Genomic DNA, 24328 nt, shown 5'->3' with positions numbered 1-24328 from the left:
ACCGGGTTTGGCGACCCGAGCAGCTTAAGGCGCACGACAACCATGATGGCGGCTACATTTACCGCCACATCGTTTCATGGCGGTTGTGCGTGGGAGGCCTTCGGGTCTGCCGGGTTCCTTTTGCTCCGGTTCGCCAGAGAGTGTCAGATTTTTTGTGTGCGGGCCGGTAATGGCCTGCCGTCAGGCAGGCCGGGTTTTACCAGGTCGGCCTGATAAATCGATCTCCGTACAGAATCGCAAATTGGTTCATCGCACTCTTCCAGTCATGAGCCGCCGAGCCCCAGTTTGCCGTGATGTTACGCAGCCCAAGCCAGATCAGCTTGGTCGCTGCGTCATCCGTCGGGAAGTGGCCCCGGGTCTTGATGATCTTGCGTAGCTGAGCGTTGATGCTTTCGATAGCGTTGGTCGTATAGATCACTTTTCGAATGGCAGGCGGGAAGACAAAAAATGGAATCACTCGATCCCAGGCTCGTCTCCAGGCCGCCACCACCGTTGGGTATTGCTTACCCCAAGGGCCATTTTCAAAGGCATCCAGTGCTTCCTCAGCCGCTTCTGCGTTGATGGCTTGATAGATCGGTTTTAGCGCCTTGGCCAGCTCACGGCGCTTGTCCCACGCCGCGTAATCGAGGCTGTTGCGGATCAAGTGGACGATGCATGTTTGCAGCGTTGTTGCCGGAAATACTGCGCTTAGCGCCTCTGGCATGCCTTTGAGACCGTCAGTCACGGCGATCAGCACGTCCTCTACGCCGCGGGTCTTGAGGTCGTTGAAGACCTTCATCCAGAACTTCGCACCCTCGGTGTTTTCGATCCAGATACCAAGAATATCGCGCGTTCCATCGGGTAAAACACCCAGCGCCAAGTAAATCGCCTTGTTGCGGACAAGGCCTTCTTCTCGGATCTTGACCCGCAGCGCATCGAAGAAAATGACTGGGTACATCGGCTCAAGCGGTCGCTGTTGCCACGCACCAATTTCCTCCATCACCTCGTGCGTGACTGAGCTGATGAAGTCATGGGAAACGTCCGTCCCGTATTGCTCAGAGAGGAAAGCGCGGATTTCTCGAACGGTCATGCCTCGGGCATACATGGCGATGATCTTGTCATCAAAACCGGTGTAACGCCGCTCATGCTTGGGGATCAGAATGGGGGCAAAACTGCCATCCCGATCACGGGGAATCTCCAGCCGCAGCGGGCCATCCCCCGTCAAAATCGTCTTGCCCGTTTTGCCATTGCGCTGGTTGGTTTCATCCTCTGGGCGCTGCGCGCCCGGCGGATACCCCAGGTGGTGACCGAGCTCGGCACTCAATGCTCGCTCAATCAAGGCCTTCTTGAAGGCCGCAGAAGCGTCTTCAATAGCCTCTGCGGTAATCAGCCCCTCACCGAACTCTTCGAGCAGCTCCTTGGGGATTTTTGGTAGGTCACGCAGGGGTTTCTTTTTGGTTGGCATACATGCACCTCTTACTCATGTTATGCCCGAACACAAAATTTCTGACACCCCCGTTCGCCAACCCGCGTACAACTGCCACCCAATCGTTTGGCGACGATTGAGGGCAGCCCCTTAAGCAAGAGGAACTGCTCAATGAATCAAGAAGAGACTTATCTGACCCCGCACATCTTCACCCGCCACAAACTCCCCCTCCACGCCCTCCTGATCCAGAACCAACCCTGGTTCTGCGCCCGAGACCTGAGTCGCCTGCTGCACATCTACCTCAACGAACGCATGCTGCGAAAACTCGACTCAGACCAATACCAAACCCGCAAAACCCTCATCCACAACCAGATCGAAAACACCCTGCTGATCAGCGAATCCGGCATCTATGCCCTCCTCGTCTACCACTACTGCCCCGAATACCGAGCCCTGCGCGAATGGCTCACCCACCAAGTCATCCCCACCCTGCGCGACGCCCAACACCCCACCACAACCGAACGCCCACACCTGAGCCTGCTCAATTGGCCGGACATGACGTTGAGTTTATTGCACTGGAATAACCAGCCGTGGATACGGTTGCAGGATGTGCCGTTGATGGTGGTGGAACGTGAAGAGCCAAAGCGCCCAATAACGGGGCCTTGGTGGAAAAGAGCTTCGCGGATGCTGCAGTCGCTATAAGCCCGCCTGCCTGAGCTGGGCCCTGCGCAAATCATAAGTCGACTGAAGATTCATCCAGAACTCAGGCGTAGTCTTGAGATGAACAGCAAGTCTGATTGCCAGATCTGCGCAGATCCTCAGCTGGCACTTCACAAGCTTTTCGATCTCACTTTCCGGCCAGTTCATGGGCATGGCCAGATCCATGACAGTCATGCCCAACGGCTCCATGAATTCCTTATTCAGAACCTCGCCCGGATGAATCGGGCGCATACCATTGCGGTTCATTTCTCGTCTTCAGAGACTGCATTGAGCGGGCAAACTGGAGCATCCGACTCCGCGATACAAGACCGTCGAAACCCTTTCGCCGGCGTCCTACAACCATTAGGGCATGGCCCTACAAAAATCAGCGTCTGCGCCTGATTAGGCGACTCTTCCTCCTTGTACTACGGTGGCCAACCAAGCATCTGTCACCCAAAAAACGAGGCCTCAATGAAAGACAAAAAGAGAAGGGCAAAGCTAGAACAGATTGTTGGATATCACGCTGAAGCACTTCGGTTAGCCGGAGGTATTTCAGCCAATCAGCGTCGTTTTATTGAGGTAGCGGCCAAGTACGGCAAAGAACTCGAACCGGATGGTTGGCTGGCCGGGGGAGGAAGCCAAATAAAAAATCCCAAACAAGAAAACTAATGTGGCGCCTCTACTGAACTTGGGAGGGCACCTTGGCAACATCCAGTGAAGGTTTACCGAGAGTGTCAGATTTTTTGTGTGCGGGCCGGTAATGGCCTGCCGTCAGGCAGGCCGGGTTTTACCAGGTCGGCCTGATAAATCGATCTCCGTACAGAATCGCAAATTGGTTCATCGCACTCTTCCAGTCATGAGCCGCCGAGCCCCAGTTTGCCGTGATGTTACGCAGCCCAAGCCAGATCAGCTTGGTCGCTGCGTCATCCGTCGGGAAGTGGCCCCGGGTCTTGATGATCTTGCGTAGCTGAGCGTTGATGCTTTCGATAGCGTTGGTCGTATAGATCACTTTTCGAATGGCAGGCGGGAAGACAAAAAATGGAATCACTCGATCCCAGGCTCGTCTCCAGGCCGCCACCACCGTTGGGTATTGCTTACCCCAAGGGCCATTTTCAAAGGCATCCAGTGCTTCCTCAGCCGCTTCTGCGTTGATGGCTTGATAGATCGGTTTTAGCGCCTTGGCCAGCTCACGGCGCTTGTCCCACGCCGCGTAATCGAGGCTGTTGCGGATCAAGTGGACGATGCATGTTTGCAGCGTTGTTGCCGGAAATACTGCGCTTAGCGCCTCTGGCATGCCTTTGAGACCGTCAGTCACGGCGATCAGCACGTCCTCTACGCCGCGGGTCTTGAGGTCGTTGAAGACCTTCATCCAGAACTTCGCACCCTCGGTGTTTTCGATCCAGATACCAAGAATATCGCGCGTTCCATCGGGTAAAACACCCAGCGCCAAGTAAATCGCCTTGTTGCGGACAAGGCCTTCTTCTCGGATCTTGACCCGCAGCGCATCGAAGAAAATGACTGGGTACATCGGCTCAAGCGGTCGCTGTTGCCACGCACCAATTTCCTCCATCACCTCGTGCGTGACTGAGCTGATGAAGTCATGGGAAACGTCCGTCCCGTATTGCTCAGAGAGGAAAGCGCGGATTTCTCGAACGGTCATGCCTCGGGCATACATGGCGATGATCTTGTCATCAAAACCGGTGTAACGCCGCTCATGCTTGGGGATCAGAATGGGGGCAAAACTGCCATCCCGATCACGGGGAATCTCCAGCCGCAGCGGGCCATCCCCCGTCAAAATCGTCTTGCCCGTTTTGCCATTGCGCTGGTTGGTTTCATCCTCTGGGCGCTGCGCGCCCGGCGGATACCCCAGGTGGTGACCGAGCTCGGCACTCAATGCTCGCTCAATCAAGGCCTTCTTGAAGGCCGCAGAAGCGTCTTCAATAGCCTCTGCGGTAATCAGCCCCTCACCGAACTCTTCGAGCAGCTCCTTGGGGATTTTTGGTAGGTCACGCAGGGGTTTCTTTTTGGTTGGCATACATGCACCTCTTACTCATGTTATGCCCGAACACAAAATTTCTGACACCCCCGGTTTACCCTCGCGTCCGTGTCACCTGCATTCGTTCTCCCAACTACCCTTAAAAAACCCGCAGGAAGCGGCTCCCCGATTCAGCTCAAGGAACGACCATGTCTCTCTCCATCGTCCACAGTCGCGCCCAGATTGGCGTGGATGCTCCCGCCGTTACTGTCGAAGTCCATCTGGCCAACGGCCTGCCTTCGCTGACTATGGTCGGTCTGCCCGAGGCGGCGGTGAAAGAGAGCAAGGATCGGGTGCGCAGTGCGATCATCAATTCCGGGCTGCAGTTTCCGGCGCGGCGGATCACTTTGAATCTGGCGCCGGCGGATCTGCCCAAGGATGGCGGGCGGTTTGATCTGGCGATTGCCTTGGGGATTCTGTCGGCGAGTGTGCAGGTGCCGTGTCTGACGCTGGATGAGGTGGAATGCCTAGGTGAGCTGGCGTTGTCCGGTGCCGTGCGGCCGGTGCGCGGGGTGTTGCCGGCGGCACTGGCGGCGCGCAAGGCCGGGCGTGCGCTGGTGGTGCCTCGGGCGAATGCCGAGGAGGCGTGTCTGGCTTCAGGGTTGAAGGTGTTTGCGGTGGATCATCTGCTGGAAGCAGTGGCGCATTTCAATGGGCATACGCCAGTGGAACCCTACGTGTCGGATGGTTTGATCCATGCCGCCAGACCCTATCCCGACCTCAACGAAGTGCAAGGGCAAATGGCAGCCAAACGCGCTTTGCTGATTGCGGCGGCAGGCGCGCACAACCTGCTGATGTCGTGCAACAATACACCACAGTCGTTCACCTGATTCATTCTGCTACGCTGACCGAACATTCGGAGGGGAACCAGTATGGGCACGGGCACACAAAATAAAGGTGATAAACAGCCTCTTGGTATTGAACGCTTTTTCCGTCTAGGTCTTATCATCGGGGATGATTCAAGAGAGTTGGCTGTAAAGCTTATTCATTTGATCAGAGGACATGGGATTTACAAGGTAAAACCTTCAAAAGATGACAAATCAAACAATATAAGATTCTTAGGCGCGGTGCACGACGGCTGGAAGCTTGCACAAAACTTAATAATCGAAAAGCTCATTCACAACTTAAGAGAAATTGAAGCATTAGAAAAAGAAAAAATTCGCTTACATCAAATGCGCCTTCCGACAGAAAAAGCAGACACAGTAAAAACAATAAGCAAACTTAAGTTAGAAAACTTGATCTTTAGAAGATTCGTCGATTCTATTGTTTGGGGCATACTGGACAACGAGCACTCTACGATACGCAGACTTCCGATTAAAAACACCGGCGATAACCTTTCAATCAAAAATATAGAGGATGCTAGACCCACCATCGATGAATATAATGAATGCCCTTTAACAATAGCTATATTGAGTGATATCACAACATTTGTTCATCATGGCGACATTGTTAAACGATCACCTTCGGGCGTAGTTTTTATTGAGTTAAAGAGTGGTAAAAAAGGAACATCAATTACACGAACCGCACAAATCGCACAAAACTTAAACTGCGCGATTGCGAACGAAATCTTAACACGCGACTTTGACAACAAAGACAAACAACAACTGAAACGAACAAAAAATCAAATCGAACGAAACAACAACCTATCTAGCACTTTGCGTAGCAACTTAGGAAAAGATTCGCTCACAGGATTAAACCTCAAGATCGAAGAAACCAAAGTAACACCAACGTTCTACATCAATGAGTTGATGGACTGTCGCAAAAGACTTGAAGAAAACGGAAATTATGCGATAACAGTAATCGATAACTGCTTATACGTAGGAATGTACAAAACCCTTGAAATGGCATACGTTGGCTTTAACTCATGGATGTCCATGATTGAATGCAAGTCAAAAATTTACAATCTAACTGACAGCTTTCACGACGCACTTTCAAGACCCCTTGTCTCTCTAGACATGCCGACAGAGTTTGTGATCGAAATATTCAAAGGCGATATCATCATGGTCGCCTGCTTGGATATTGAAAAATTTTTAGACCTATCAAACAGCATATACCCTAGCATGATAACCTTAACTACACCCCCTAGAAGAGTTGATGTTGAGAATATCCATATAAAGGGTAAGGCGTTAACAATGTCAATGGGGGATGAGTTTGGTATAGGATATCTTGGTGGCGGACTGCTTACCCGAATGGCTTATGACTTACAAAAGCCCTCTAGTATCCTTCAAATGCAATACGCAAAAAGCAATCATTTTTACTACATCCCACCCACAACCCAGTAAACGCATTCCAAGGGTATAAACATATCAGGACAGGCCTTCCGGCCGCTGAAACTGCGCCTCCCGGCGATGTTGCTCGCAGCGAACCAGAATCAAACCCGAACATTTTTTGCTTCAATGTTTAGAATCAGCCTTGCTCGCGTTATTCTATGAGGACAGCGACAAGACGCGACCTCTTTTGTCAGACCGCAATCCCTTCTGAACCCCACCAACAGCAATGCTTGGAGCGCATACGGCTGCGTGCACCATTTTAATATCAATCAGTAACACCAATGAAACAGCGAATAACATTTTATATATTGCGATCATCATACAAACAATCAAGGTAAACGGGAATTAAAACGAAAGATGAAAATGAAAATAAGCTTCAGTGATACGTTCAAAGGAATTAAAGTAAACGCCGATAAAGACAAGGGTTACGGACTGTATCCAGTAATTCTTGATCGGATGTACACCCAAATTGCCAATCTGCAAGAATACCATTCTCGCGTTACGGTGGTGCGGCTGGATCTGCATTTTCCGGAAGGGCACGTTAACAACAATAAGCTGGAAAATTCAAAGCTCAGTCGATACATCAAAAAATGCAAAGCTGATCTTGGTTCAAACTCATGGGGCAACCATAAACGATTTGTTCACGGCTGGGTCAAGGAAGTTGGTGAATTTGGCAAGCCCCATTACCATTTATTTTTCGCATTCCAGACCTTGCAGCGCAATTTGGGACTGATTTCGGGTGATGGGCATTCCGGCGTATGGAGGCTGCTTGAAAATCGCTGGATTGAACTTACAGGTGGTACCGTTCACTTTACGAAGCAGCATCGATTGACGCGAGGTGACCACAACGCTTTCGCGAACTGTTTTCATCATCTGAGTTATCTCGCGAAAATCCGGGATAAGCAATTTGGTACTGGCGAGTCGCATCGGCGATTCGGTTTTTCGAAATTACTCGCCAAATGTAAGGAATCAACAGTTCTGGAGGAAATGATGGCAGCCTAATGCTTTTGAATGCCCGGGAAGCCATCTATTAGCACGCAGAACGAATTTAGATTCGCTAGTAGTGCGATGGTAGCGCCTGCAACTTAACTGCGCCCAGAAAGGCTCCAGGACGTTAAGCTGAAGCAATGTATGGAGGGGTGTTCTACCTTGCATCAATCTACCATGGTATCAATCATAAAGCCAAGTCGGATGGTGTAAGCGAAATTTTGAATGAGTGATATTTTTCATTACTTGAGTTGATACCTTGTATCTCGGGTAAGGCACCAATATTGTTGATCGCTGCAACCACAGAATTATCGTAAGCTTTATTACCACTTGATCTGGAAATGTTGACCGAGGCGATAGCCCCGTCCACGTCGATAAAAATTTCCAACGTTACGGACATGTTGCTTTGTGTCGACAATGGATGCGCCCAACCTTCCGAGGCTCTGGCTTTGATCAATTCTTCGAAGTTTGCGGCTGCATAAATGTTACGTGGCAATTCAGGTGCAAGCTTAGTTGCGGTTATCGATGCCGGGAAGGCGAGGCAGTTGGATAGGTATATTCCCAATCCAAATTCCACTCGACGGCATTGGAAATACATTTCCTGATTCGGATTGAAATTCGCCGCGAACTCTAGGGCTGATTGAACTCCACCGACTTCAGCTTTGGATGCGGTGTTTTTCCATGGCCACGCTTGATACTTGTCCAAAAGCACCGTGACAGCGGTGTCTAGACCTTGGTCAACGATAAAATTTGTGCCGAGACCATCCACTACAACTTTGCTGATCCGACCATGGTAAATGCCCGGCTTACTGAATTGAATCTTTGCCCTTGCTTGATTCGCCCGGAACTCTCTGGCGATCTGCTTGGTATCCGTAGCAGATTCAAAATGCCAGCCAGTGGTAGTTAACATTTCTTGTAGACGTTCATTGTAAAAGCTAGATGCCATTGAGTTCGCGTTGTTTGGTTGACTTGCCATCACCGGGCTCGATGCACTTGCAATGGCAGCAACCAGCAACAACGGAAGCTTTGAGAGCTTTTTCATCGTCATCCTTGACTTTAATTGCTGCGGCACGATGGGGCGCGCGAACGCTGCATGGTTGATGGGACGCTTAGCACGAACATGATGATGGCGAGGATAAGAATCACAGAGCCGACAAGAACGCCGACACCAATCGCTTGGCGGAAGCTCAGGACATATCCAAGCTCCATGGCAAAAATTCCTGCGAGACTGGCGACTGGCATACAGAGTGCTGCGAGAAACAGTGAAAGGTAAAGCTTCATATCTATTCCCTTAGTCAATAAACGCTCGACGGGGTGAGTCGGCGCGCACATCAACAGGATATCTGAAATTCAGATATCCGAAAATCAGATATAGGTTTCAGGGCTGCTCATACTGGACAGCCCTCATGCCAAAGGCCATTTATCGAAGTGAATACGATGTATTTTTGACCCTGCTGAAAGCCCGCCGAGTCAAAGCCGGACTAACGCAAGCTGAGTGCTCGAGGGCACTGGGTAGACCTCAGTCGTTCATGAGTGACGTCGAGCGAGGGGTTCGACGACTGGATATAATCCAGATAAACGATCTGTGCATCGTGCTGCGATGTGAGCTAGTCGAATTGATCCAAGAATTTTCAGATGATATTCGCAAGCTAAAGTGATGCAAAAACCCCGTAACGTGCAGATTCCGTGCTTCAGAGGCGAGGGAACAAGCGCGTTAAGGTCTCCGATCCAAGCCCATGCATCAATGCCCGACAGAGAAAGACTTAAGAACAAAGCAACACATGCCCCTAGCGCTTGACAAATTTTCGTTTCGGCACAATCATGCTTTACAAATCACGGCATAAGAACAGTATGGCGGGCGCATGAACAAACCATCGGAAATCTCCTCAAGCTTGACATCCAGTCGTCTCAGTATCATTGCAGAGCGTATTCTCGACGTGCTCGATGATGCTTTGCGTACCGCCAGTACTGACCTTGACTGCTCCTACAGTCGTGGAACCTTGTCGTGGGCGCGTATCAAAAACGCGCTCCTCCAGCTTGCACAATCGGGGGATCATTCTTGGCTGACCATTAAGCATGCCGGGAACGACCTATTGATAGGCATCGGTAGCGAAACCGTACGTTTTTTCCTTGACGATCACGAAAATCCAAAGAAAATGCGCGTGCTAAATCCTACGAGCTCTGAAGCCCGACAATTGCAGTTGTTTGAGGAAGATGCCCATTCGGAATACCTATGGCGGTTCATCATCGAACGAGCGATCACCGACGAAGATGAGCATCAAGTCTATTTCGTGGGGTATGAAGCACATGCAGAACGCGATGGCACTTTGATTGCGCAATGGCGATACAACGCCGAACGCGTCAGGACTCTTGCGGCAGCGGACAATATAATTCCGGTTGCTGCGGAACTAGAACCAATTGAACTGTCTCCGATAGACGAAGATACGGCCGAAGGTAAAGATGATGAAGCCGTTGATAGAAATGGACGGGGTATTTAAGGGTAGTCAGCTACGCCTGGCCCGCCACTACTGGGGCAAGACCCTCAACGATATAGCGGAAGATATTGGCAAAACTCGCCAATATGTTTCGCAATTAGAAAATGGCAAGGGGAAGTTGAAACAAGATGACCCAACAACACAGGATTTAGCGTGCTCCCTTCACGTGGCCCCGACGTTTTTCTTCAAACCCGTCGGGGTTTCGTTATCTGAGGAACAGGCACACTTCCGCAAGCTGGCAACCACCAAGGCCAGCATGAAACAAAAAGTGTTAGCCAGAGGCACGGTTTTTGACCAGTTGGTAGAGTTCATCGACACTAAGGTTCGCTTGCCTGCGGTCGATTTTCCAGATGAATCTGGGGCTGAAACTACAGAGGAAATTGAACAAGCCGCTGAACGACTGCGCTCATACTGGGGGTTAGGCTTCGGGCCGATTTCCCATATGGTCAGAGTTGTCGAGCGTGCCGGGGCGGTTGTCACCCTATTTCAAGACACGTCTACAGAAGTAGATGCCCTGTCAATTACGTCTCGCAGACCCGTTATTGTGCGAAACGAAGCAAAACAGAGCCCATTTAGACTTCGGTTTGACATTGCTCATGAGTTAGGCCATCTAGTACTGCATGAAGGGCAAGTCACTGGTGATCGCAAAACAGAATCTGAAGCCAACCGCTTTGCTTCCGCATTCTTGATTCCAAGATCTACATTTTTGAAAGCCTTTCCCCGTCGCGGCAGTCGTTTGGACTGGATAGGGATTAGTAAGATGAAAATGGATTTTCAAGTCAGCAAGGCGGCGATTATCTACCGTGCAAAGTCTTTAGGGCTGATAGACGACTACCAGTATCGGGGGGCAGTCATCTATTTGAAAAACCAAGGTGAGGGCATAGTCGAAAAAGAGGATCCTTATTGCGTTCGTGAACAACCAGAAATGATCATCGCAGCACTCAAGGTGCTTTATGAACATCATGGCATCACGAATCACGCGCTAGCGGAACATCTAGGTGTAACAACCGAATTTCTATCAGAGATACTGCCCGTAAAATTTGGTACTGAAGAGCAAACGCAAGTGATATCACGACCTGCGTTACAGCTTGTGAAATGATATAAGCCCCATATTTTGGGGCTTATATTTGTCGACAAATGAACCACATCTCATTTCAGATGGGTAGATCTGTACTCATTTGGAATCAATTCGATGCTGATCAGCTGATGTCCTTTTTTCCGGCTAGGATGATTTAACCCCATCAATGAAGAACCCTGCCATGTCAGATCGTGATGAAGCTCTAGCCAACGCCATCGAGCTGCTGATGATGAATCAGAACGGAATCGGTGCTGCCATTGAAGAGCTTGCCAAATGGGTCGCCGAACGAGGTTCGGTAGACGTTGCCGATAACGCTGTCACAGCGCTGCAAACACTCGATTTGAATGCTGAAGGGATTGCGAGCGCAATACGGGTACTGCGTCAGGAATAGCCAGAATGAAACGTCCCTCGATTCATGCCAGCTTGGCAACTGGTAGAATCTGGATCACTCGCCCACGCCCGAATTTGTGCAGGATGACAGTCCATTGGTGTGGGCGAGCTACAAGTATCCGAAAAACGAGGTTCGCATCCGAAACCCACTACCCTCAGTCGGCACACTCCCTCCCAGGCACTTGATTAGTCGCCTTTGAACCCCGGTAAGCCCTGAGCAGCACGCCAAGCCTTCACAACACGTGTCACGTCCTCTGCTGATCCGTTCGAGCCTCCCTCTGGGTAGTAGATGAGGTCGGTGCCATCTGGGTGGCCAGTCAACTCGCAGAATTGGTCTAGGAGGACATCTAGCACGTCGTCGGTTGCTGCCTTGTTTTCAGCTAACAGCTTGTGCATGAAGCTGATGAATTCGTCTTCGGTGTAATCGGTGATATCGGTCTTCATTGTTGGCGTCATCCGTTTCTGTGTATGTCGATGTGGTGTTTGGGAGTAACGACGTTCAGGTTATCGACATCGTAGACTTTCCCGCCTTTGGCAACTTCGTCCGCGTGGTGAAGCTCGAACGAACTGCGTTTACCTGCTCTGTCCCTGTAACGTGCCTTTGGCGCCTTACCCTCACGCATTCGATCAACATTATTGTCTGTGAATTGCTCCACCAATCCGCTACCACCTACAGCTTTCCAGAGTGCCCGCCTGAAACTATCGAAGGTGCCGAAGCTCTTGCCCCTGAGTTGGTCTGCAATCTCTGTAGGTATAGGTGCACCGAGTCCAGAAGTTGCCCCAGCGAGCCAAATGCCCGTCACATCCTTTCCCTGTCCCGTAACGGTGCCGGGATCAAGCCGGACATTCATCACGATGTACAGCGGCTGAATGCCAGAATCAGCCGGGAATACAAGAATGAAATCCTTGTATTCGTCAGGGTAGATAGGGCTGACGATCATGTTATCCGCTTGTTCGGTAGGCGGATAAATCCATATCTGTGGAGCTTGGGGTGCACCCTCTAACGGTGGGATCCCTGACGTACTGGACGGGTCAACGGCTGGTGTCCATATCAGGGTAACTCCTGTAGTGGTCTAATGAAACCGGACACCCATTTAGGCGAGAATGCTCGCCAGATAGAGGTGTCTGATGACCAAACAACGTCGTTCTTTTTCCGCTGAATTCAAACGCGAGGCCGCAGGCCTCGTGCTCGATCAAGGCTATAGCCATATCGAAGCCAGCCGCTCGCTTGGTGTGGTTGAGTCCGCGTTGCGCCGCTGGGTTAATCAGCTTCAGCAGGAGCGCACTGGCGTTACTCCGCAGAGTAAAGCGCTGACGCCAGAGCAACAGAAAATCCAGGAATTGGAAGCTCGAATCGCTCGACTTGAGCGGGAGAAATCCATTTTAAAAAAGGCTACCGCGCTCTTGATGTCGGAAGAGCACGAGCGCACGCGCTGATTGATCAACTGAGCCCCCAAGAGCCGGTTGATTGGCTTTGCGCAGTCTTTGACGTCACTCGTTCGTGTTACTACGCCCATCGTCTCAGGCGCCGAACTCCAGACGTTGAGCGGCTTCGGTTGCGCAGCCGGGTTAACGAACTGTTTACGCAAAGTCGAAGCGCCGCCGGTAGCCGCAGCATCGTGTCGATGATGCAGGAAGACGGCGAGCAAATTGGGCGGTTCAAGGTGCGAGGCCTGATGCGGGAACTGGAGTTGGTCAGTAAACAACCTGGATCACATGCCTACAAACAAGCGACGGTTGAGCGGCCTGACATTCCGAACATATTGAATCGAGAGTTTGATGTGCCGGCGCCGAATCAGGTCTGGTGTGGCGACATCACCTACATCTGGGCTCAAGGGAAATGGCATTACCTGGCTGTCGTTATGGATCTTTACGCGCGCCGAGTGGTGGGCTGGGCGCTGTCGAACAAGCCGGATGCGGATCTGGTCATCAAGGCGTTGGACATGGCTTACGAACAGCGTGGCAGGCCTCAAGGGCTTCTGTTTCACTCGGATCAGGGCTCGCAATATGGCAGTCGCCAGTTTCGCCAACGGCTCTGGCGTTACCGCATGCGCCAAAGCATGAGCCGTCGTGGAAACTGCTGGGATAACGCGCCGATGGAGCGTGTGTTTCGCAGCTTGAAAACTGAATGGATACCGACCGTGGGCTACATGACAGCTCAAGAAGCGCACCGCGACATCAGTCATTACCTGATGCATCGGTACAACTGGATTAGACCGCACCAATTCAACAACGGACTGGCCCCAGCTCAGGCCGAGAAAAAACTTAACGTCGTGTCCGGGATTAGTTGACCACTACATCCGTCGCCGAAGTCCGCCACTTGCTGAGAGCCTTGTTCAACGAATTGCACCACCGAAATCATCTCCCAGTCGGTGCGCTTCTGGGTGTTGTATCCGTATCCCTTTAAGGTGCCATCCGCCTGCTGTTCGACGTGGATTCGAACACGTGTACGGGCTTTCTCAAGGGATTTAAGCTGTTGTTCTGTGTACAGGCTGCTATCGCCCAAACTGGAAGGCCACAGCAATGCAACGACACCGGCCAGTGCCCCAGCAGCAACACCAGCCGTAACCACTCCACCAGTAGTGGCCCCAGCACTTGCACCGGTTGCAACGCTCCCACCAGCTACAGCGCCAGCAGTGCATAACCCACCACATGACACACCAGCAGCCGTAGCAGCACCACCTAATAGAAGGGTGCCCAGTGCAGCGGGTAACGAGTTACCACTGATCTTCTTGAGGGGAATGTTCCCGGCTGCATCCGTTTCACGGCCACCGAGAATGGAAAACTCACCGTAGTTGCCCACCTTTTCAACGGGAACGAATCCGGCTGTTTTGATGTGGTCAATAACGCCGTTTGGGAGGTCGCAGCTCTTGGCGAACACACAGCCCGAGCTATTCGCCTTAGCTTCTTCTTCGGTGGGGAGTTCTGGGTATTCCGTCCAACGCTGGGCATGGATGTCAACAGGCTCAACGCCGCTGTAGCGGTAGCCCTTGGGTGGGTTGGGTACATAGCCAGACATGGGTTTCCTTTCGTCCTTGGGGAATTCCAACCTGAGGCTGGGGCAGGATGACGTTACCGGGAAGCCCAGACACTGGCTGTAGGATAAATCCCAAATACCTGCTGAACGCTCCCTGTGTTCCGTGTCATTTGCTGAGGTGCGCAGGATACCGAGTTAGCTATTGCTGTTGAATGGTGGCCATTCGCTTCTAGGTGCGACTGCTGCTCGATCAGCAGCCTTTGACACTATCAAAAGAGTCTACTTTTCTGGTAGTTCGATAAGCGTCACCTCCCCCCTATCAAAAACCTATTGCAGATAGATATATGATCGATTTATCATAGATCTATCAAACACAACTACAAAGGATAAAAAATTGAACGCACATCTGTACCTTAGAGCCAGTACCAAAGATCAAGACGCACTCAGAGCGAAAGCTAGCTTGGATGCATTCGTTAAAGACAAAGGTCTTGTCGTTCTCGGTGTTTATTCGGAGCACGTCAGCGGGACAACGCTAGATCGTCCAGAGCTAATGCGATTGCTGGATGCTGCCCAACCCGGTGAATGCATTGTGTGTGAAAGTGTTGACCGTCTAAGCCGTCTGTCCCAATTGGATTGGGAAACATTGAAAGCCAAGATCAAAGCAAAGGGCTTACGCCTTGTGATTGCAGATTTACCTACTACTCACATGTTGATTGACGACAAGGGGATGACCGGCCAGATCATGGCAGTAATCAATAGTATGCTGCTGGATCTCATGGCTACGATGGCACGCCTTGATCAAGAAAAACGTGTTGAGCGAATCAGACAAGGCTTGGAGAACAAGCGCCTTGCAGACCCGAAGTGGACGCCAGTTGGAAAAGGCAAGAACATCGAAAAATGGGCAAAAGTAAAATTGTTGATGGCCAAACACCCAACGATGTCTGCGAATGATATTGCAAAACTTGCAGAGGTTGGTGTTGCAACGGTCTATCGAATCAAAAAAACTTCCACCGGCTGACCCACCCCTATGGCGGGGGTGCAGTAATTTTAAGGGACTCCGTCGGTACCATCGACTAAGCCAGCTTCGGGTCTTCGCACCCAATAAGTAACGCTTCATCATTCTCTGATGTCGGAGAATTCTCATTAAGTGTTGCCAACCATCTATCGGTGGCTGCTTGCACCCGCTGCACGTCTCTTACAGAAAGTTTGTAATCGGCTTTATACCGTTCACCTTCGGACGATAGAATTTCTATGTATGGCTGCATGCTTTCATCCAGCCTTACTGCCTCCATCAATTTCGGAAGCCTCTCAACTAACGCTGTTTTAGCCATATCATTCTGACGAATGCTGGCGCGCAGAGACTCTCTCGATAGGGGTACAATAATCCAATCTTTACCATGATCCCAGACGAACGCAAGCTTGGGGATACTATCCGATTGGACATTGAATTGGATTCGCACTTCGTCACGCTTCATACGAACCTTGATCTGCTGCCTCCGAACCTGCTGATTAGCTAAATATCGACCTTCATATGTATTTAAGTCCAAATCCGCCATAAACCGGGCTTTATCAATTACATGTTGCGCGGCGACCAAGCCAGTCAACCTATCACGCTCGCTGATATAATTCTGGATCTGTAAATCAACTTCTTTTATCGACTGAGCCAGAGAAGCTGATGGATACTCCTTGATCAGCTCATTCAAATCTTGCAACTTTAAACTAGTGGCACTGATACGACCGCTCAACTCTGTAATGTTGTTTCGCAGCGCCACCACATCATTCTTTACTACCCCGATCAAATTAATCTTGGCAAGCATTTCTTTGAAGATCAGTTCAGATTGATCAAGACGAATCGACTTATTATCACAGGCGCCTTTGGAGGATTTAGAACAACGAAGGTATTTTTGACCCTTCGGCGGCCTACCTTTATCAACAAGATGCATCGCTGACCCACAATACGAGCAGATTGCGATTTTTGACCACAAGTTGAAGTTCGTGGATTGATTCGTTACTTTGGAAACATCTCTGACTTTCCTTTCATTCCACGCGGCATAGAACACATCTTGATCAACGATGCTCGGATAGTAACCTTCAATCACATTGCCAGACGGCGAACGTTTATTATTCTTCCAAATATTTGGTTGGTATTCACCCAAAACAGATCTATTGCCCAATATTTTTGCTATTGAGCTATTACCCCAAAGCCCGGATTTGTTCCTGTTCTTGGTTCCGAATACAGGAACGCCCTCATGATTAAACAATTTAACAATTGCCCGCTGCCCATAGCCCTGTATGGTCAACGCAAAAACGCGCTTTACCACTTCCACCCTTTCCGGGATCACTTGGTATTTTTCACCGTCGAACTTCAACCATTGGGGACATGCGGCACCTATCGGTTTACCCTCGGAACGTGCCAATGCTTGTTTTTCTTGCCATGCATCAGAGACACGACTTCCTTTCCAGTGCGATTCCTGATGTGCCCTACCCATATGAATGATGGACATAATTAACTGAATTGAATCGGATGACTTCTTGTAGACCGTGCCATCTCCGAATGTTACGACGATAATGTCCGCATTCAACAATAGTAAAAACCGGCTTAGTGCCTCTGGGACTTGTTCACGGCTAAGCCGATCCAACGATTCCACAAGGAGGTAAGACCCAGGTTCGATTTTGCCCGCTTTTACGTACTCATAGAATCGCCCTAGATTGCTCGACAAGCGATTTACGTGGTCACCCCTGTACGCACTCACGCCAAGGTCAGCGAAAGCGTATTCAGCGTCCTTGACGAGCTCCAAACCGTGTTCTTTTGCGTACTCAACGGCCGCCACTGACTGCCGCCGACGACTGTCACCACGAGCCTGTTCTGGACTGGAAAAGCGAATATAGCTGTATGCCTTGGGCTTGGACGTCATGGCTAATCAACTTGAAATAATATGCGGTGCATTATCACACAACTTGTTGTTCAGCGGGCCACCGGGAACGGGCAAGACATTGTTGGCCAGTCGATTGCCGGGGTTGCTCCCGCCGCTGTCTGAATGCGAAGCCCTTGAGGTTGCGGCGATTCAATCTGTCGCCAGCGGCGTGCCATTGACCCATTGGCCACAGCGGCCGTTTCGCCAGCCGCACCATTCCGCATCCGGCCCGGCGCTTGTGGGTGGCAGCTCAAAACCGCAACCCGGCGAAATCACCCTCGCCCACCACGGCGTGCTGTTTCTCGATGAACTGCCGGAGTTTGATCGCAAGGTGCTGGAGGTGCTGCGCGAGCCGCTGGAGAACGGATAGACGTATCATGCACTTTTGAACATCAGGACTAGGACACATGGAAACCCTGAAAATCGACCGAACCAAGCCTCTGGCAATCGCCTACGTCCGTTGGTCTAGCACCGTGCAGGGTGGTGACGACAAAGACAGTTATGACCGGCAGACAAGCCCGTTGGAGTTCTTCACATCGTCCACAGGTGTCCCAGTCGTTGAAACCATCATTGATCCCGGTCGATCAGCGTTCACAGGGGAAAACTCAAAAGTAGGGAAGCTCAAAGGCATTCTTGATCGGATCGAATCCGGGGAAATCAGGAAAGGTGATTTTTTGGTCGTTGAGAGTATCGACCGAATAACCCGCATGCGTGTGCTTGACGGTGTGGCATTGATCCAAGACGGAATCTTGAAAAAAGGTGTGAAGCTCTACACCACCACCGACAACAAAATCTATTCATATGAAGACCCTGATAAAGACTTTGAAAATCTTTTGATGATCAGTCTCATTGCTAAACGTGCAAACGAAGAAAGCGAAATCAAGTCAAAGCGTCGGCGTTCCGCTTGGAATAAAGCCAAGACCAAAGCAACAGACGGTGTGCCTTTCAATGCTCATAACCTTCCATATGGTCTACGGCATAACATCGAAACCAACGGCTTTGAAATCGTAGAAGAAGAAGCCAAAGAAATTAAACAAATCTTTGAAGGCTTGAAATACGAAGGCGTGTCCAACACTCTTAAAAAAGTAAATCTTACATCAAAAAGAAAATGGTCACGTAAAACCGTTCATTTAATGCTGACTAGTCGCTACCCCATCGGATCGCTAATGTCGCAAAAACGAGAAGGTAAAAAGAAGGTTTTTGAGCGTTATATTGAAAACTATTATCCCGCAATCTTAACGCACAAAGAATTTCAAGACGCTTTGCAAGCAATGAAGCAACGTGGAAAAGTCAAAGACTATGGACGGAATACAGAAGGCTATCTTAACATTTTCAAGCATTGCGTGAAATGTGCCGCATGTGGTCAAAGCCTTATGTTTGAAAAATCAATAAATCAAAAAGGTATTAAATACGGTTATTTTCATTGTTACACACGAAAAGAGACATTAAGTCATTGCGACGTTCCCCGCTTTCGATTTGATTTTGCTTTCGGCACTCTATTGCAGCTAGTCAGGCAATTAACCTGTGAAGACGACGACTTTGACGTTCATCCATGGGCGAATGAAATGCCAGCGGATTACAAAAGCAACATGGAAGATGATGAAATTGACATGGAAAACTTTGAAAACCAATTTTTATCATTGTTTAGTAAATCAACAGCAACAGAAGCGATAAAAGTGGAATTTTATGAAGCGGAAAATGAACTTGCGAAAGCGAAATCAATTTATGAGAACATGACCGCATCTTTTTCACAGTATAAAGATGGCCGCATCCCTTCATTCTTCATTCAACAAATGGCAGATGCAGAGCTAGCATATGAGAATGCAAAAGCTGATATAGATGCTTTAAGTGCTCAGATAGACACCGCTGAAAGCAGCCTTGAAATCTATTCTTATAAGGACATTATCGAGTTATACAGCACTGATGAAGGCCGTTTGAAGCTCAATCACTTCTTTAAATCGAATGGCCTCAAGTTCGTTTTTAACTATGAAGCCAAAACTCGAACAGTATTCATGGTCGTTCGGGATAAAAAAGATGCAGAGATCTATCGGGTAGGAAAAAAATTCACGCTTCACAATCCATTGAAAGAATTCGGTATTGATAATTTGAACGCACACATGAACGCAGTTATATAAGTCTAACCATCAAACGTTTAATAAAATGGCTGTCCAAATTTGGATGGCCTTTTTTTTGGCAGTCCTAAATTGGCAGTCCATATTTTTACAAAGTTGGCAGTCCACTAATTTGACAGCACATTATAATATGGTAATTGTATTAGTAAGCTTTCAAGACTTTGCAAGCAAGGCCCTTGGACTGCCATACCTGACGGTATGTCTGTCCACCCTTCGGGACGGGCCGCTTGGTTTTCGCACTTCGTTTGAAAACTAAAATCAAGATCAAAGGCAAAAGCAAAGTCAAAAGCCGGTTGCTGTAATACCTTCGGATATTACAGAAAGTCAAAAGCCGGTTGCTGCAATGTCTTTGGACATTACAGAAAATCAAAAGCCGGTCACTGTAATGCTTCGACATTACAGAAAAACAAAAAACATATCATGAGGATAATTATGAAGAGTATTGAAGAACTACAAGAAATAGTAAATTACGTCAGCTCAAATTTAGGTAATATGGATTTAACTCTCAATTACGCGATGCAAAGGGTTTACGAGTTTACAAGTGGCATTGAAAAAGATTTAAAGGCCAGGGTAAAAATAGATCACGAATTAGTTTTCAGTGGTGATAATGCCCAAGCGATGAAAGTATTTAACGAAGTGACAATGTTGGCGTTAGGCTCTCAGAAAATTGACAATCACCAAACCATGCTTTACGTGATGTTGTTTCAGATGTTTCTTGCTGCAAGCCTTCGCAATGATTTAAGAATAGTGTAACAAACACGAACAATAGGCCTCGGCCTTTGTTCACAAAATTAACAATAGAAGGAAATTATGACAGACAATATAGATGACTTATTCGATGACTTTGATTTCGGAGATGACTTACCTGCAAAACCAGCACTTACCCCAAAAGAACTGGATTACATAAAACGCGGCGTGTTCTCGAAAGGCTTCATGCTTGAAATGAGAGCACAAAAAAAACAGAAGGATGAACAGCGTCTAAAAGAATTGGAACCAATTGTAAATTTCGTCAGGGGGTATCATGAGAAAACAGATGAGATGGATTGGTATGAAAATGTGATTTTGCAGGACTTTTTAGATAGCTATCCAGATGGAAGCAAGAAACTAGGTGATATTATTTGCCGACTCGCTAGCGATATACAATCAATTGCGTTGTCTGCTGCTGAAAACAACCATGATCACAAGATACACGGACAAGACAGACTAGACATAAAGATGCTGGCAATTTTTATCATTGACTTAGCAGAAGGAAGACTATGAACAACAGGCCCCGGCCTTTGTTCACCAAATAAAACACATCGATCAGGAGAACCATGAGTAATGATAAAAAACCAAGAGTAAGAAACAGAGACAAACGTTTTACACTCCGCGTTACGCAAGAAGAAAAAGATTTTTTACTAGCCGCAATGGCTGCGACCAACTCAAAATCAGTTGTCGAACTCGTACTAAATTCAATAAATAATTCCGGGATCGTCTTAGTGAGCGAGGTCGAGAAATACAGTACCGTTTTATCAAAAGCCAAGGATCTTGGAAGCAACATCAAGAAAGGCATAGACCATATTCAAAAAAAGCCTGAAAAGTTTCAAACTCTGATCAACTACCTAGAAAAGGATGATGGAAAGAATTTAAACGCCATAGTTTCGTTTTCTGCAAATCTAGATCGTGCAGTTAAAGGTTACTGCTTTTACGAAGAAAACGTAAAGCGTTTGACAGACTTGACCCTCAAAGATGTTATTAAGGCCAAGAAAAAAAAGGGGGTGTAAGCCATGATCAATAAAATGATGTATAGAAAAGGAGGCGGAAATAGAACCAGATCATCAGCCAACTACCTTTTAAAACTTAACCCAGAAGGTGACGCAATAGATTGCACCATCCCCCGTTTGGAAGGTGAATCAAATATGGAATACGCCACAAGAATAAAAAATGTTTTTGAAGGCGACCGCGTTCACAATCAAAAAAATCTATATCAGTTTAATATGCTGTCGCTTCACCCAAGTGAAGGCGACAAATTCACCGATGCACAAATGATCCAAATGGCGAAAGAAGTCTATTTAAAGAATGGGGTTAAAAACAGCCTAAACGATAATCGCCATTATCTTTTTGTTGTGGAAAGAAACACCGAGCACCATCACGTTCACGCCATGATCCACTTGACCGATCTCGAAACCAAAAAGGTCAATAACAAGATGATTGATTACAATCCGATCATCAAAAAGCTTGAATTGAAATATGGGCTTTACAATGAACATCGCAAGCCAAAAGACGAAGATGAGTACAAAAAAACCTTTAAGAAAGAATTAAAAGCCATTCTGGATAATGCGTTGAATCCTTCTGAATTCTTGATGCTTGCCAATGCTGCTGGCTTCGACATTCACCACAGTGGCAAAGATGCTTATTCAATGACAAAAGACGGTCAAACCTTCAAGGCTTCCGATCTTGCCGTGTCCTACAAGACGTTAAAAGCGGCATTAGGCGACGATCCTGAGTTTGCCGCTACCCTTGCATCACTTCACACAGATAAGGCCGGGAATGAGGGTTCTGTGACGATTGCGGCCCCTACCAATGAAGCCCCAACCAATCAACCACAGAAGCCACCAGCTCAGGATCATGAACCTGAGCCAGAACCTCAAAAGTCTTACAGCAATTATGGATCGCAAGCGAGCAACGAAAGCCGCAAAGAAATGGCGGATTTTTACAAAGGTTTAAAGATGCAAAAAACCTTGTATAAAAATTATCACTATGATGATCAAGGTAACTACTATTACAACATCAATAAACAAAAAGCTTTTGAATTCGATGCAACATCTGGAACGGTTACACATAGGAATGTTACACCGTCATCAGCAAAAGCCGGCCTGCAAAAATTAACAGAAGATGGAAATCCATCTACCTTGTACACTTCGGGCGGTGACAAATACAGACGCGAAATCTGGATGCAATTCAATTTGATGAAGCTCGATGAAAAAGGCTACACGCTCAAAGGTTATAAACCGTCAAAGAAAGACATTGAAGAACTACAAAGAAAGCTTGACGATCAAACGAAGTTCTATAATCGACCAGATGAAAATAATGTTAAATCTTTACCAATCGAAAAAGCACCACTTGAAAAATTGAAGCTCGAAAACCCTGATTTTAAGAAGCCTATTGAAGAACGTAATATCAAAGCTTTATCGGTTGAAAAAGCTCCTGAAATCGCGGATGAAAAACCTTCAATTGGTGCGACTGCTGAAAACACTGCTTTGAAAGGTGCAGGAATTGCGGTTGAAGGTGTGTCTATTGTGGCGGAAGGTGTGTTGAATGCTGCTGTTGATGTGTTCACATCAAAAGACGTTGTTGGCGTTCAAGCTGAAATGTTGGCAGAAATGGCATCACTTGATAGAGAAGCTAGAAGTCAGCAACAAAGTGCAGAAAACGAAGCTCATCAAAACGAAAGAAGAAGACTACAACAGTTAAGACCTCATTAAAAAAACGCCTTCAAGGCGTTTCTTTTATTTCTTATCAGTTAGGTATCGCGACCACAATTTATCAGCTTGTGCGTTAACGTCTGTAATTCCTGAGCTTATAAAGGTGTCTAATGTTGAGCTGCTGTACCTTTGTACGCCGACAGAATAATTTTCAATATTCAAGCTTAATATTGAATTACCAAAATTAACCAATGATGCTTTATCTGTAAATTTTCCAATTGACATAACCATCAAGACGCATCTATCAGCCTGCATCGGGGTAATGTATTTCACAGTCACGCCTAGATTTTGTGCTGCTGCGATACTGATTACATTTTGCTTTGCAGCAATACAAACGCTTTCCCTTGATGGTTCCTCTGGTTTTGGTTCTTCTGGTGTTGGATCTGGTGTTGTTGGATTTGAACCATTCCCACCATTACCAACGTTTCCACTGACGAAAGCAATACTATTATTTTGTAAAGGCCCGCCGCGATTTTGTTCCATTGGCACTTTGATAACGTAAGCTGCTTGAACTGATATTGAAGAAAATAATGCGATTGTTAAAAGTGAAAGTCTGATCATTGTGATACCTCGTTATTGTTGGTTGTTTGTTTATCCTTTTTGTTGATGCCGTGCATTTTGAATAAAGCAAAAATTGCGAAGCATTCTAACGCTGCAAAAAAACTGTGCTTGGCGTTGTTATTGCTTCCGGCATTGTAAATTTAATAGAAACGAAAAAAGCACACGACGCGATAATTGCGAAGTGTGAGCAGTAGAGTATTTTTGAATTTTTCATGTTGGAAAAGATGTTGTTAATATTATTATATATAATAATATTAAAAAATCAAATGCGAACAAAAGTCGTCATTTTCTGTTCAATGATTTAACTCGTTCTTCTTCCCCATTGAAAAGTCGAGTAATGTTTTCATGGTGCTTTTGTTCAACCGGTAATAATTTTGCTTTGATTTGTCTTTTAACATCGTCAGTTGCTCTGACACCACTAAAAGGAGCCATTGCCGCGTTTTTCTCTGCGGTATATCGACACCATTCAGCCATTGACCATCCCGGCGTTGCCATGCTTGAAAAACTATCAAAATAATTACACATTTCTTCTGCCATCAATTTTATTTCGAAAGTGCATTTTCCGCCGCCGATTTCTCTAACGTCGATGTAGAGGATCGACTTATCACCGATAATGCCATCAGCTTCTTTGTAAAATCTTGAAACGCAGTTGTCTTTTTCACCCATCGGTTTCGCTACATATTTCGGTAAAGCGTCGGCTCTTGCTTGTGCTTCTTCATGTTCTTTAACCCATTTTCTATACATTTCTGCTTCCATTTCGTCAGCTTCTTGAATCATCTGCTCAGAAGATTTGAAATTTGCTTTGTTGTAGTCCTGTATTTGCGAATATGTGCAACCGTTTGCACAAGGATTCTCAACAGCAAAAGCATTAACTGAGAATAAAAGCGGTAAAAGCAACATCATTTTTTTCATAAATTCCCCCT

At 47.7% G+C, this 24328-nt stretch carries 24 protein-coding genes and 4 pseudogenes; 17 read left to right on the top strand and 11 right to left on the bottom strand.

All coding sequences use genetic code 11. From position 1 onward, the window contains the following. Positions 1 to 196 precede the first annotated feature (196 nt). On the bottom strand, positions 197 to 1444 hold the full coding sequence (locus ATI02_RS16810) for an IS256 family transposase (protein ID WP_095191982.1): 1248 nt from the start codon (positions 1442 to 1444) through the stop codon (positions 197 to 199). A 132-nt stretch (positions 1445 to 1576) separates the two neighbouring features. On the opposite strand from ATI02_RS16810, the gene ATI02_RS16805 reads away from it, so the two are divergent. After that, positions 1577 to 2104 carry a BRO-N domain-containing protein gene (locus ATI02_RS16805; protein WP_100846851.1) on the top strand — a complete coding sequence of 176 codons (528 nt, stop codon included), beginning with the start codon at positions 1577 to 1579 and terminating at the stop codon, positions 2102 to 2104. On the opposite strand, the gene ATI02_RS16800 is transcribed toward ATI02_RS16805, so the two are convergent. Further along, entirely contained in the window at positions 2099 to 2368 is a 270-nt protein-coding gene (locus tag ATI02_RS16800) for a HigA family addiction module antitoxin (RefSeq protein ID WP_100846850.1), read from the bottom strand. The two genes, ATI02_RS16805 and ATI02_RS16800, sit on opposite strands and share 6 nt — an antisense overlap. Before the next feature lie 204 nt (positions 2369 to 2572). Between ATI02_RS16800 and ATI02_RS16795 the strand changes: the two genes are divergently transcribed. Next, on the top strand, positions 2573 to 2770 hold the full coding sequence (locus ATI02_RS16795) for a hypothetical protein (RefSeq protein WP_100846849.1): 198 nt from the start codon (positions 2573 to 2575) through the stop codon (positions 2768 to 2770). Positions 2771 to 2888: 118 nt separating this feature from the next. Here the strand turns inward: ATI02_RS16795 and ATI02_RS16790 are convergent, their stop codons facing one another. Then, positions 2889 to 4136, bottom strand: a complete 1248-nt coding sequence (locus ATI02_RS16790; protein WP_095191982.1) for an IS256 family transposase — start codon at positions 4134 to 4136, stop codon at positions 2889 to 2891. A gap of 149 nt (positions 4137 to 4285) precedes the next feature. On the opposite strand from ATI02_RS16790, the pseudogene ATI02_RS16785 reads away from it, so the two are divergent. The 3 genes and pseudogenes from ATI02_RS16785 to ATI02_RS16775 form a co-directional block, all read left to right on the top strand. Further along, positions 4286 to 4936 (top strand): annotated as a pseudogene (locus ATI02_RS16785) (magnesium chelatase domain-containing protein); the annotation flags it as partial. Between the two features lie 72 nt (positions 4937 to 5008). After that, positions 5009 to 6418, top strand: a complete 1410-nt coding sequence (locus ATI02_RS16780; RefSeq protein WP_100846848.1) for a hypothetical protein — start codon at positions 5009 to 5011, stop codon at positions 6416 to 6418. Positions 6419 to 6769: 351 nt separating this feature from the next. Then, positions 6770 to 7408, top strand: coding sequence for a YagK/YfjJ domain-containing protein (locus ATI02_RS16775; RefSeq protein ID WP_157815141.1), 639 nt, complete (start codon positions 6770 to 6772; stop codon positions 7406 to 7408). Positions 7409 to 7580: 172 nt separating this feature from the next. On the opposite strand, the gene ATI02_RS16770 is transcribed toward ATI02_RS16775, so the two are convergent. Both ATI02_RS16770 and ATI02_RS16765 read right to left on the bottom strand, forming a co-directional pair. Further along, positions 7581 to 8435 carry an energy transducer TonB gene (locus ATI02_RS16770; RefSeq protein ID WP_157815140.1) on the bottom strand — a complete coding sequence of 285 codons (855 nt, stop codon included), beginning with the start codon at positions 8433 to 8435 and terminating at the stop codon, positions 7581 to 7583. Positions 8436 to 8449: 14 nt separating this feature from the next. After that, complete coding sequence (locus ATI02_RS16765) at positions 8450 to 8674, bottom strand: hypothetical protein (protein ID WP_100846845.1); 225 nt, start codon at positions 8672 to 8674, stop codon at positions 8450 to 8452. Positions 8675 to 8799: 125 nt separating this feature from the next. On the opposite strand from ATI02_RS16765, the gene ATI02_RS16760 reads away from it, so the two are divergent. The 4 genes from ATI02_RS16760 (at position 8800) to ATI02_RS16745 (ending at position 11357) form a co-directional block, all read left to right on the top strand. Next, entirely contained in the window at positions 8800 to 9051 is a 252-nt protein-coding gene (locus ATI02_RS16760; RefSeq protein ID WP_100846844.1) for a helix-turn-helix domain-containing protein, read from the top strand. A gap of 204 nt (positions 9052 to 9255) precedes the next feature. Beyond that, the gene (locus ATI02_RS16755; protein WP_100846843.1) at positions 9256 to 9891 is read left to right on the top strand and encodes a hypothetical protein; all 636 of its coding nucleotides are present in this window, start codon (positions 9256 to 9258) and stop codon (positions 9889 to 9891) included. After that, a complete protein-coding gene (locus ATI02_RS16750; protein WP_202864029.1) occupies positions 9857 to 10987 on the top strand; it encodes an XRE family transcriptional regulator in 1131 nt (376 codons plus the stop codon). The genes ATI02_RS16755 and ATI02_RS16750 overlap by 35 nt, the downstream gene beginning before the upstream one ends. A gap of 160 nt (positions 10988 to 11147) precedes the next feature. After that, positions 11148 to 11357 carry a hypothetical protein gene (locus tag ATI02_RS16745; protein WP_100846842.1) on the top strand — a complete coding sequence of 70 codons (210 nt, stop codon included), beginning with the start codon at positions 11148 to 11150 and terminating at the stop codon, positions 11355 to 11357. A 185-nt stretch (positions 11358 to 11542) separates the two neighbouring features. On the opposite strand, the gene ATI02_RS16740 is transcribed toward ATI02_RS16745, so the two are convergent. Both ATI02_RS16740 and ATI02_RS16735 read right to left on the bottom strand, forming a co-directional pair. Continuing rightward, positions 11543 to 11800 carry a bacteriocin immunity protein gene (locus ATI02_RS16740; protein ID WP_167394878.1) on the bottom strand — a complete coding sequence of 86 codons (258 nt, stop codon included), beginning with the start codon at positions 11798 to 11800 and terminating at the stop codon, positions 11543 to 11545. 8 nt (positions 11801 to 11808) lie between these two features. Then, a pseudogene (locus ATI02_RS16735) lies at positions 11809 to 12420 on the bottom strand (S-type pyocin domain-containing protein); the annotation flags it as partial. Between the two features lie 64 nt (positions 12421 to 12484). On the opposite strand from ATI02_RS16735, the gene ATI02_RS16730 reads away from it, so the two are divergent. Continuing rightward, a protein-coding gene (locus ATI02_RS16730; protein ID WP_095191983.1) for an IS3 family transposase occupies positions 12485 to 13647 on the top strand; the annotation gives its coding sequence in 2 pieces (ribosomal slippage) (positions 12485 to 12740 and positions 12740 to 13647; 1164 coding nt in all). A gap of 8 nt (positions 13648 to 13655) precedes the next feature. Here ATI02_RS16730 and ATI02_RS16725 read toward each other — a convergent pair. Further along, a pseudogene (locus ATI02_RS16725) lies at positions 13656 to 14375 on the bottom strand (S-type pyocin domain-containing protein); the annotation flags it as partial. A 352-nt stretch (positions 14376 to 14727) separates the two neighbouring features. Between ATI02_RS16725 and ATI02_RS16720 the strand changes: the two are divergent. Continuing rightward, on the top strand, positions 14728 to 15351 hold the full coding sequence (locus ATI02_RS16720; RefSeq protein WP_100846840.1) for a recombinase family protein: 624 nt from the start codon (positions 14728 to 14730) through the stop codon (positions 15349 to 15351). Positions 15352 to 15406: 55 nt separating this feature from the next. On the opposite strand, the gene ATI02_RS16715 is transcribed toward ATI02_RS16720, so the two are convergent. Further along, entirely contained in the window at positions 15407 to 17248 is a 1842-nt protein-coding gene (locus ATI02_RS16715; protein WP_100846839.1) for a recombinase family protein, read from the bottom strand. Between the two features lie 28 nt (positions 17249 to 17276). On the opposite strand from ATI02_RS16715, the pseudogene ATI02_RS16710 reads away from it, so the two are divergent. From ATI02_RS16710 to ATI02_RS16685, 6 genes and pseudogenes are all read left to right on the top strand, one after another. Then, positions 17277 to 17615 (top strand): annotated as a pseudogene (locus tag ATI02_RS16710) (ATP-binding protein); the annotation flags it as partial. Between the two features lie 40 nt (positions 17616 to 17655). Beyond that, the gene (locus ATI02_RS16705; protein WP_100846838.1) at positions 17656 to 19383 is read left to right on the top strand and encodes a recombinase family protein; all 1728 of its coding nucleotides are present in this window, start codon (positions 17656 to 17658) and stop codon (positions 19381 to 19383) included. A 429-nt stretch (positions 19384 to 19812) separates the two neighbouring features. After that, positions 19813 to 20133 (top strand): hypothetical protein, encoded by a 321-nt coding sequence (locus tag ATI02_RS16700; protein ID WP_100846837.1) that lies wholly within the window; start codon positions 19813 to 19815, stop codon positions 20131 to 20133. 57 nt (positions 20134 to 20190) lie between these two features. Next, positions 20191 to 20640, top strand: a complete 450-nt coding sequence (locus ATI02_RS16695; protein ID WP_100846836.1) for a hypothetical protein — start codon at positions 20191 to 20193, stop codon at positions 20638 to 20640. A 53-nt stretch (positions 20641 to 20693) separates the two neighbouring features. Further along, positions 20694 to 21143 carry a hypothetical protein gene (locus ATI02_RS16690; protein WP_100846835.1) on the top strand — a complete coding sequence of 150 codons (450 nt, stop codon included), beginning with the start codon at positions 20694 to 20696 and terminating at the stop codon, positions 21141 to 21143. 3 nt (positions 21144 to 21146) lie between these two features. Further along, positions 21147 to 22844: a relaxase/mobilization nuclease domain-containing protein gene (locus ATI02_RS16685; RefSeq protein WP_238156310.1), complete on the top strand. Its 1698-nt coding sequence runs from the start codon at positions 21147 to 21149 to the stop codon at positions 22842 to 22844. Between the two features lie 24 nt (positions 22845 to 22868). Here the strand turns inward: ATI02_RS16685 and ATI02_RS32030 are convergent, their stop codons facing one another. Both ATI02_RS32030 and ATI02_RS16680 read right to left on the bottom strand, forming a co-directional pair. After that, positions 22869 to 23405 (bottom strand): hypothetical protein, encoded by a 537-nt coding sequence (locus ATI02_RS32030; protein ID WP_146166133.1) that lies wholly within the window; start codon positions 23403 to 23405, stop codon positions 22869 to 22871. 282 nt (positions 23406 to 23687) lie between these two features. Then, entirely contained in the window at positions 23688 to 24317 is a 630-nt protein-coding gene (locus ATI02_RS16680) for a hypothetical protein (protein WP_100846833.1), read from the bottom strand. Positions 24318 to 24328 lie beyond the last annotated feature (11 nt).

The sequence above is a fragment of the Pseudomonas baetica genome, from assembly GCF_002813455.1.
GTDB lineage: Bacteria > Pseudomonadota > Gammaproteobacteria > Pseudomonadales > Pseudomonadaceae > Aquipseudomonas > Aquipseudomonas baetica.
Note: the sequence above shows the minus strand (reverse complement) of the source record. Positions and strands in the feature narration are given on the sequence as shown.